The following is a 1,464-nucleotide window of genomic DNA, read 5'->3' as shown; positions in this document are numbered from 1 at the left end:
CGGTCATCTCCAGCTTGGACGGCCAGCGGCGGTAGATCGCCGCCTTGCCGGCTCCGGCCCGTTTGGCGACGGCCTCCAGGGAGAGGCGCGCGTAGCCCGTCGACGCCAGCTCCTCGAAGAAGGCGGCCGCGATGGCCTCGGTCACGGAGTCCTGGAGGACGGGGCCTCCGGGCGGTCGCCGATCGGGCGCGGGCGCGGAGGCGGGCGCGGGGGCGTCGGGCTGGGGTGCGGGTGGCGTGGGTGAGCTGGGCATGCCTTGAACGTACACCAGACGGAACGCTTGCGTCTCGACTAAGACGGGGCTAACGTTCTCCTCAGACGAGACGGACCCGTTCCGTCTCGGTAAATGTCGGCCACCACCGTTTGAGGTGCATCATGCGATTCCTGTTCGAGGACGAGTCCTTCTCCTTCGAGACGCTGCGGGCGGCCGGCTTCGCCAACGAAGGCGGCGCGGACCTCGGCGAGGTCGTGGCCACCGCCCACAACATCGCCGAGGGCGACGAAGAGGCGTGGCTGCGCGAGTGGAAGAGCACCGCGGAGCGTGTCCACGCGATAGGCACCCACGCCCTGGCGCAGGGACACCGGGTCAGCGCCCGCGAAGCTCTGCTGCGCGCCTCGAGCTACTACCGCACCGCCGAGTTCTACCGCCGCGACGACCCCGCCGACGACCCCGAGGTCAAGCACCTGTCCGCCCTCTCCCGCGAGACGTTCGCCGCCGCCGCCGCGCTGCTGGACACCCCCGTCGAAGCCGTCCGCATCCCCTACGAGGGCGGCAGCCTGCCCGGCTACCTCTTCCTCGTAGACGACTCCGGCACCCCCCGCCCCACCCTCATCTTCACCAGCGGCTTCGACTCCACCCTGGAGGAGGCGTACTTCGTCGTCGCCGCGGCCGCGCTGCGCCGCGGCTACAACGTGCTCGCCTACGACGGCCCCGGCCAGGGAGCCGCGCTGCGCGAGCAGCACCTGGTCTTCCGCCCGGACTGGGAGGCCGTGGTCACCCCGGTGGTCGACTACGCGCTGACCCGCCCGGAGACAGCCCCCGACCAGCTCGTCCTGATGGGCTACAGCCTCGGCGGCTACCTCACCGCCCGCGCCGCCGCCCACGACCACCGCCTGGCCGCCCTCGTCCTGGACGACGGCCTCTACGACTACTACGACGCCCACACCCGCATGATGCCGCCGTTCCTGCAGGAGTGGGTCGAGGCCGGACGGGACGACCTCGCCAACCCCGTCGCCGACCTCCTGATGAAGGGCAACACCCAGCTCCGCTGGGCCCTGCGCAACGGCGTATGGGCCTTCGGCGCCACATCCGCCGCGGACTACATCCGCCGCACCGTCGACTACACCCTCGACGGCGTCGCCGAACTCATCGCCTGCCCGACCCTCATCCTGGACGCCGAGAACGACCAGTTCTTCCGCGGCCAGCCCCAGCGCGTCCAGGCCGCCCTGACCTGCCCCCACACC

Annotated in this window: 2 protein-coding genes; one reads left to right on the top strand and one right to left on the bottom strand. The window is 71.5% G+C overall.

Features of this window, described 5'->3' with window-relative positions; all coding sequences use genetic code 11:
• Positions 1-253, bottom strand: a 253-nt coding sequence (locus tag ABTZ59_RS37060) for a TetR family transcriptional regulator (protein WP_351425941.1), incomplete at its 3' end; no start/stop codon positions are given.
• A gap of 122 nt (positions 254-375) precedes the next feature.
• Here ABTZ59_RS37060 and ABTZ59_RS37055 point away from each other — a divergent pair.
• Positions 376-1,464, top strand: a 1,089-nt coding sequence (locus tag ABTZ59_RS37055) for an alpha/beta hydrolase family protein (protein ID WP_351425937.1), incomplete at its 3' end; no start/stop codon positions are given.

It is taken from the genome of Streptomyces sp. NPDC094034 (genome assembly GCF_040303865.1).
In the GTDB taxonomy this organism is placed as follows: domain Bacteria; phylum Actinomycetota; class Actinomycetes; order Streptomycetales; family Streptomycetaceae; genus Streptomyces.
This window is presented reverse-complemented; position numbering and strand designations above follow the sequence as displayed.